Here is a 6255-nt window from a genome sequence, read left to right as displayed (position 1 = left end):
CGGCGTGCCGGCGGACTCGCCCGCCGCGGCCGGCTGGCCGGCCGGCGGCAGCACCACGGCCAGCATGGTGGCGGCCATCGACGCCATGGCGGCGGTGCTGTCAGCCACGGGCGCGGCCGGGGCGCCGTCATCGGCAGCCGGGGCCGGGCCGGCATCGCTGTTGGCGGCTGGCGCTGCGTCCCCTTGCGTCAGGTTCAGTAACTGGGCGAACAGGGGCAGCGCGGCTGCCGCGTCGGGCGCGGCGGCGATCGGCGCCGCGTCGCTGGCGTCGCTGGCGGTGGCAGCGGCGGCGGCAGCGTTCGCATGGGCGGGGGCAGTGCTGGTCAGTAAGGTCATGCTGGGGTTCCCGGGTCGGTGCTGTCGTTGCTCAATGCGTAGGCGATCCAGCCTTCTTTATTGGTTTGCATATCGTGTAATCGTTTGCTCATGTCGGCCACGGCCGCGTCGCAGCGCCCGGCGGCCTGGAGGTGCAATGCCTGCAGCGTGGCCAGCGCCGCCTGCTCGGCCGGGCTCCACGGGGCCTGGCCGGCCATGGCGGGCAAGGCCGTGGCCATGGAAACATTAATCGCCGCCAGCGCCTGCCAGTCGTCGGCGGCGAGGGCGGCGCGCAGTTTGTTGGCCAGGCGGACCAGCGCCCGCTGCCTATCCATTCTTGGCCTGTACGCCCAGCCAGCCCTGCTTGATGGTGGTCAGCAGCCGGGTCACCTCGTCGATGATGGCCGGGTCCATGCTCACGCCCGCCTTGTACAGGCGTGCCGCGCAATAGTCGTACAACTGGCCCAGGTTGGCCACCACTTCGCCGCCGTGCTCGAAGTCCAGCGAGCTCGACAGGCCGTTGATGATTTCCGTGCACTTGTTCAGGCTGTTGGCCTTGAGTTCGTAGCGCTTGCCGACGATGTGGCCGCGCGCGCGCGCCAGTTCCTCCAGCAAGCCATCGGTCAGCACCAGCACCAGTTCGACGGGCGAGGCGCGGGCCGTCTGGGCTTCCAGGTTGACGGCGTGGTAGGAACCGTAGGCTTCTTGATTCATCATGATGTTCACCATTGAAAGAAAGGCGCGGCACGGGGGCGGGCCCCCGGCCCCGTCAACTGTTACTGCTGTTCGATGAGAACAGGGCGGTAAACAGGTTGGAATTGCTGTTCATTTGCGACTGCAACTGCTGCAGCGCCGTGAATTGGCCAAGGTAGCGCTTGTAGGCGCTGTCGTACTGGGTTTGCAGCGTGGCCTGGCGGTCCGTGAGCGCCGTCTGCAGCTTGCTGACGGAAGTCTTGCGGGTGCCGATCTGGCCGGTGGCCGAATTGGTCCATTGGTCCATCAGCTTGTTGAGCGCGCCCAGGGCGCCGGTGCCGCTGGCGCCGCTGACGCGGCCGAACAGGCTGTCGAGTCCGGTCGGATTGGCGGCGATGGCCTTGTTCAGGCGGCTGCTGTCGAGCGCCAGGCTGCCGTCGCGCTGGGCCGTGATGCCGTAGGCCACCAGCGACTGGCCATTGGCGCCCAGCGTGCGCACGGCCGCCACCATGCGGCTGCGCAGCGCGGCCACGCCGGCGTCGGCCGCGAACGGACCCGAGGCCACGCCCTTGCTGCTGTCGGCGGTCTGGGTCAGGGAGTTGAGCACCGTGTTGAGCTTGTTGTAAGCGTCGACGAAGCTTTGCACATTGGCCCGGGTGGCGCTCAGGTCGTTGCCGACGGTCAGGGTGACGGGCGCCGCGCCGGGCGCCTGGACCTGGTTGAACGTCATCGACACGTTGTCGATCAGGTTGAACGTGTTCGACGCTTGCTGTACCTTGGTGCCGGTGCCCTGGGCGCCGATCCACACGATGGCGTCCTGGGCGGCCGTGATGGTCTTCTGGTTGCCCGCGCCCAGCGCCGCCTGCAGGCCGGGATCGGTCACGCCCGACACGTCGAGCGAGACGGCGTTGGCCGCGCCCGTCTGGTTGGCGCTCAGCACCAGCGTGGTCTGGCCGTTCACGTTCAGGGTGGAGGCCGTCACGCGCGAGTTGTTGCCGGCGGCGACGTTGATGGCGGCCGCCACTTCCTTGGCCGACAGCACGTTGTCATGGTTGGTGTCGGCGTTGGCCAGGTCGATCTGGAACGAGCTGCCGTCGGCCAGCGTGACGTTCAGGGTGCCGGCGCCGGCGGCCGTGCTGTCGGCCACGTTGCCGTAGGAAATCTGGCCGGCCGTGGCCAGTTGTTCGACGTAGAAAGAGTAGGTGCCGGCCACGGCGCTGGCGTTGGCGCTGGCCGTGCCCACGGCACTGCTGAAGGTGGCGCTGTTGGCCATCACCGACGTGGTCACCGAGGCCATGCCGCTGATGGCGGTCTGGAACGCGCCCATGGCCGAGCTCAGCGAACTGAGCGCGTTGGCGGTGGCGTTGGCCGTGCTGGTCTGGTCATCCAGGATCGCCTTGTTGCCGGCGATATACGAGGTGGCCAGGTTGGTGGCGGTGGTGACCGGATCGTAAGTGGGGCTGTTGATGACGGACATGATCGTGCTCCAGGGAAAGTATTAGGAAGTGTACCTTGTTCTAAGGCGACCTAAATCGTTTCCTTATGAAAATAATCCGAAAAAAATCGTGTCATGCCTGGGCTTTACTTCTGGCCGCGGAACCACAGTTGGGTTGCCAGTTCGTCATGTTGCTTGCGTTCCTTGGCGTCGTGCTGCTGGCGCACGGCTTTTTGTTGCTTGTTAAGCACCTTGTCCAGCACCTCGCGCTTGACCCAGGCCGCGTTGAGCGCCTGTTGCGCCACGGCCATGTCAGCCTCGTGCATGTGCAGGTCGAGCCGGTGGTTGTCGGCCATCTGCATCACGGCCTGCTTGTAGTCGCCGCAGTTGCCGGCCAGCGCCAGGGGCAGGTTGCCGCTGGCGCCGCTGTTGGTGTACAGGCCCGTCAGGCGTTCCAGGTTTTTCTGATAGCGTTCGCGCAAGCTGGTCTTTTCCGCCATTTCCGTCTGCAGACGCTCCACCTCCGTGTTGCGCAGCGCGACCAGGGTGCTCAGATTGCGTATCATGTGTTGGTTCATGTCATCAACCTCTCAAGTTGCTCGACGCAGGCTGGGAAGGGCGCCGCTTCCTTGGTGCCCTGGCACAGGTATTCCTCGATGTGGGGATGCAGCTTGACGGCCTGGTCGGTGACAGGATCGGCGCCGGGCACGTAGGCGCCCAGCGGGATCAGGTCGCGCACCCGGTCGTGGCGGGCCATGGCGGCCTTCATGGCGCGCGCGGCCTGCACGTGTTCCTTGCTGATGATCTGGTTCATGCAGCGGCTGATGGAGGCGCTGATGTCGATGGCCGGGTAGTGGCCGCGCTCGGCCAGTTCGCGCGTCATCACGATGTGGCCATCGAGGATGGCGCGCGCGGTGTCGACCACCGGGTCCTGCTGGTCGTCGCCCTCGGCCAGCACGGTGTAGATGGCGCTCATGCTGCCGGCCGGGTTCTCGCCGTTGCCGGCCGATTCCACCAGTTGCGGCAGGCTGGAAAACACGGACGGCGGATAGCCCTTGGTGGCCGGCGGCTCGCCCAGCGCCAGCGCCACTTCGCGCAGCGCCATCGCGTAGCGCGTGAGCGAATCGACCAGCAGCAGCACGTTCTTGCCCTGGTCGCGGAAATGGGCCGCGATCGAATGGCACAGTTCGGTGGCCATGATGCGCATCAGCGGGCTCTCGTCGGCCGGTGCGATCACCAGCACGGCCTTGGCCAGGCCTTCCTTGCCCAGCGACATGTCGACGAATTCGCGCACCTCGCGCGAGCGTTCGCCGATCAGGCCCACCACTACCACGTCGGCCACGGTCTGGCGCGTGATCAGGCCCAGCAGCACGGACTTGCCGACGCCGGAACCGGCCATCAGGCCCACGCGCTGGCCCTTGCCCAGGGTCAGCATGCCGTTGATGGCGCGCACGCCCACGTCGAGCGCCTCGGTGACCGGTTTTTTCTTCAGCGGATGGATGCGCGGCGGCTGGGCTTCCAGCGGGAATTCGCCGCCCAGCTTGCCCAGCCCGTCGATCGGTTCGCCCAGGCCATTGACCATGCGGCCCAGCCAGCCGGGGCCGATCTGCAGGTTGACCTTGTCGGGCGAGGGCAGCACGCGCGCGCCCGTGGTCAGGCCGGTGGCCTTCTTGAACGGCATCAGGAACGACAGCTTGTCACGGAAACCGACCACCTGGGCGTCCAGCCAGGGACCGCCCACGGTTTCGATCTGGCAGCGCTGGCCCGTGTGCAGACGGCAACCGGCCGCTTCCAGCAACAGGCCGGACGCGCCCACCAGCCGCCCGGTCGGGGTGGCCACGGGCACGGCGTCCAGTTCCAGATTGCGCAGCGCGTCAGCGATCATTCTTCGCTCTCGGTGTCGTCGTCGCCGCCATCGGCAGCCTGAAGTTGATTATCGACCTGTTCCATGACGGCGGCAAGCCGTTGATGACAGCCGGCATCGACTTCGTTGTCGCCGGCCTTGATCCGGCACTCGCCGGCGTCGAGGCGCGCGTCGCCGATCAGGTTCCAGCGCTTGGCGCGCTTGGGATCGAGCTCGCTGATGCGCTTCAATTCCTCGGGGTTCAGGTAGACGTCGATCTCCTCGCGCGTGGGCGGCATGGAGGCCAGCGTCTCGTCCACCAGGGCCATGATCTGCACCGGCTGCAGCGCCAGTTCAGCCCGGATCACCTGGCGCGCCACCTTGGCCACCAGGTCCACCACTTCCTTGCGCTGGGCCGCGCGGTAGTCGGCGCGCAGTTTCTTCAGGTTTTTCAGCATCGCGTCCACGGGACGGGCCAGCTGGTCGTAGGCCACCAGGGTCTCGTGGCGGCCTTCGGTGCGGCCCTGTTCCAGGCCCTGGGCGCGGCCCGCTTCGAAGCCATCCTCCTGGCCGCGCGTCAACCCGATCTCGTAACCGTCGCGCTGGCCCTGCTCGAAGCCCTGGCTGACCGAGGCTTGCCACGCAGCGCCGTCGCCCGCACTGCCGTGCGGCCGCACGCTGGCGGCCATCACTTGCGACAGGGGCGGGAAACGGTAGGGACGGAACTGCTTCATTCGACCACCGCTTCAGCGAACAGCTGGATTTCGATCTCGCCGGCGTCGGCCAGGGCCTTGACGGTGGCCATGATTTCCTGGCGCGTCTGCTCGATGCGCGACATCGGGATCGGGCCGGCGCGCCGCATCATGTCCTCGAACGCCTGCGCCTGACGCTTGGGCATGGTCTTGAGCACGGCGTCGCGGATCGACACTTCGGCGCCCTTGAGCGCGATGGCCCACTGTTCCAGCGGCACTTCCTCGATGATGCGGGTCAGGGCCACCTCGGACTGGGTCGACAGGATGAAGAAGTCGTACATCGACAGTTCGATCTGGGCCACCACCTCGGGGTCGTGGGCGCGCAGCAGTTCGACCATCTGGGCCCGGTTGCCGGGCAGGCGGTTGAGGATCTCGGCCGCCTGGCGTATCCCTTCCACGCTGGTGCTTTGCATGTCGAACGTGCCCAGGCAGCGCATGACGAGCTGGTCCAGCTCCAGCAGCAGGTCGCGGTCGATCTCGTCCAGGCGCGCCAGGTTCAGCAGCACCAGGTCGCGGCCCTCGACCGGCAGCGCCTCGATGATCTGGCCGGCCAGCGCCGGCGGCAGGAAGGCCAGGAACACGGCCTGCATGCGCACGTGTTCGTTGGAGATGTATTCGGCCAGCCACTTGGGCGAGGCCCACTGCAGGCGCGCCATCTTGGGCCGCAGCTCGTCGCCGTAGATGCTGTTGAGCACGGTATTCGCGATGTCACCGCCCAGCGCCAGGTCCAGCGAGCGCTTCAGGTAGCTGCGCGAGGCGCCATGCACGCCCGATTGCTGGCGGTAATCGTCAAAGAAGGTCTGCATCGCGTGCTTGACGGACTCGACCTTGATGCCGCTCATGCGCGACATCACCTGCGTCACCTCCAGCAATTCCTCGCGCGACAGGCAGCGCAGCACGGCCGCGGCCGGCTCCTCGCCTATGCTCAGCAGCACGATGGCGGCCTGCTCGACCGGGGTCAGGTAGACCGGCTGGGCTTCCTGGGACTCTTGTATGCTATTGAGTTCGGCCATTTTTCTGCATCCATTGTTTGACGACTTCGGCGACGCGTTCGGGTTCCTTCTCCGCCAGCACCTTCAAGTGATCGACCATCACGTCCACCGGCGAACCGGCCGGCGGCAAGTCATAGTTCTCCAGCAGCGGCACCACCGGCATGCCGGGCGCGGCGCCGTCCACGCCGGGCAGGGCGCCGGCCACGGCCATGCCAGGCAGGCCCG

Annotated in this window: 7 protein-coding genes and 2 pseudogenes; all 9 read right to left on the bottom strand. The window is 67.0% G+C overall.

From position 1 onward, the window contains the following. Nucleotides 1-336, bottom strand: a pseudogene (locus tag H3H37_RS25265) (hypothetical protein); the annotation flags it as partial. Beyond that, nucleotides 333-650: a hypothetical protein gene (locus H3H37_RS25260; RefSeq protein WP_182167745.1), complete on the bottom strand. Its 318-nt coding sequence runs from the start codon at nt 648-650 to the stop codon at nt 333-335. The gene H3H37_RS25260 and the pseudogene H3H37_RS25265, both read right to left, overlap by 4 nt. Next, nucleotides 643-1032 (bottom strand): flagellar export chaperone FliS, encoded by a 390-nt coding sequence (gene fliS / locus H3H37_RS25255; RefSeq protein ID WP_182167743.1) that lies wholly within the window; start codon nt 1030-1032, stop codon nt 643-645. The genes H3H37_RS25260 and fliS overlap by 8 nt, the downstream gene beginning before the upstream one ends. A 52-nt stretch (nt 1033-1084) precedes the next feature. Beyond that, nucleotides 1085-2485 carry a flagellar filament capping protein FliD gene (gene fliD / locus H3H37_RS25250; protein ID WP_182167741.1) on the bottom strand — a complete coding sequence of 467 codons (1401 nt, stop codon included), beginning with the start codon at nt 2483-2485 and terminating at the stop codon, nt 1085-1087. Nucleotides 2486-2589: 104 nt separating this feature from the next. Continuing rightward, nucleotides 2590-3021, bottom strand: a complete 432-nt coding sequence (fliJ, locus tag H3H37_RS25245) for a flagellar export protein FliJ (RefSeq protein WP_182167739.1) — start codon at nt 3019-3021, stop codon at nt 2590-2592. Further along, entirely contained in the window at nt 3018-4328 is a 1311-nt protein-coding gene (gene fliI / locus H3H37_RS25240) for a flagellar protein export ATPase FliI (RefSeq protein WP_182167736.1), read from the bottom strand. Before fliI ends, fliJ begins: the two co-directional genes overlap by 4 nt. Then, a complete protein-coding gene (gene fliH / locus H3H37_RS25235) occupies nt 4325-5020 on the bottom strand; it encodes a flagellar assembly protein FliH (RefSeq protein ID WP_182167734.1) in 696 nt (231 codons plus the stop codon). The genes fliI and fliH overlap by 4 nt, the downstream gene beginning before the upstream one ends. After that, a complete protein-coding gene (locus H3H37_RS25230; protein WP_182167732.1) occupies nt 5017-6051 on the bottom strand; it encodes a flagellar motor switch protein FliG in 1035 nt (344 codons plus the stop codon). The genes fliH and H3H37_RS25230 overlap by 4 nt, the downstream gene beginning before the upstream one ends. Further along, nucleotides 6035-6255 (bottom strand): annotated as a pseudogene (locus tag H3H37_RS25225) (flagellar basal-body MS-ring/collar protein FliF); the annotation flags it as partial. The pseudogene H3H37_RS25225 and the gene H3H37_RS25230, both read right to left, overlap by 17 nt.

It is taken from the genome of Rugamonas brunnea (assembly GCF_014042345.1).
Classification (GTDB): Bacteria; Pseudomonadota; Gammaproteobacteria; order Burkholderiales; family Burkholderiaceae_D; genus Rugamonas; species Rugamonas brunnea.
Note: the sequence above shows the minus strand (reverse complement) of the source record. Positions and strands in the feature narration are given on the sequence as shown.

Excerpts from the sequence above, each read along its gene's own strand:
- fliJ (WP_182167739.1), bottom strand. The coding sequence starts at position 3,021 with ATGAACCAACACATGATACGCAATCTGAGCACCCTGGTCGCGCTGCGC.
- H3H37_RS25230 (WP_182167732.1), bottom strand. The coding sequence starts at position 6,051 with ATGGCCGAACTCAATAGCATACAAGAGTCCCAGGAAGCCCAGCCGGTC.
- H3H37_RS25260 (WP_182167745.1), bottom strand. The coding sequence starts at position 650 with ATGGATAGGCAGCGGGCGCTGGTCCGCCTGGCCAACAAACTGCGCGCC.
- fliS (WP_182167743.1), bottom strand. The coding sequence starts at position 1,032 with ATGATGAATCAAGAAGCCTACGGTTCCTACCACGCCGTCAACCTGGAA.
- fliH (WP_182167734.1), bottom strand. The coding sequence starts at position 5,020 with ATGAAGCAGTTCCGTCCCTACCGTTTCCCGCCCCTGTCGCAAGTGATG.
- fliD (WP_182167741.1), bottom strand. The coding sequence starts at position 2,485 with ATGTCCGTCATCAACAGCCCCACTTACGATCCGGTCACCACCGCCACC.
- fliI (WP_182167736.1), bottom strand. The coding sequence starts at position 4,328 with ATGATCGCTGACGCGCTGCGCAATCTGGAACTGGACGCCGTGCCCGTG.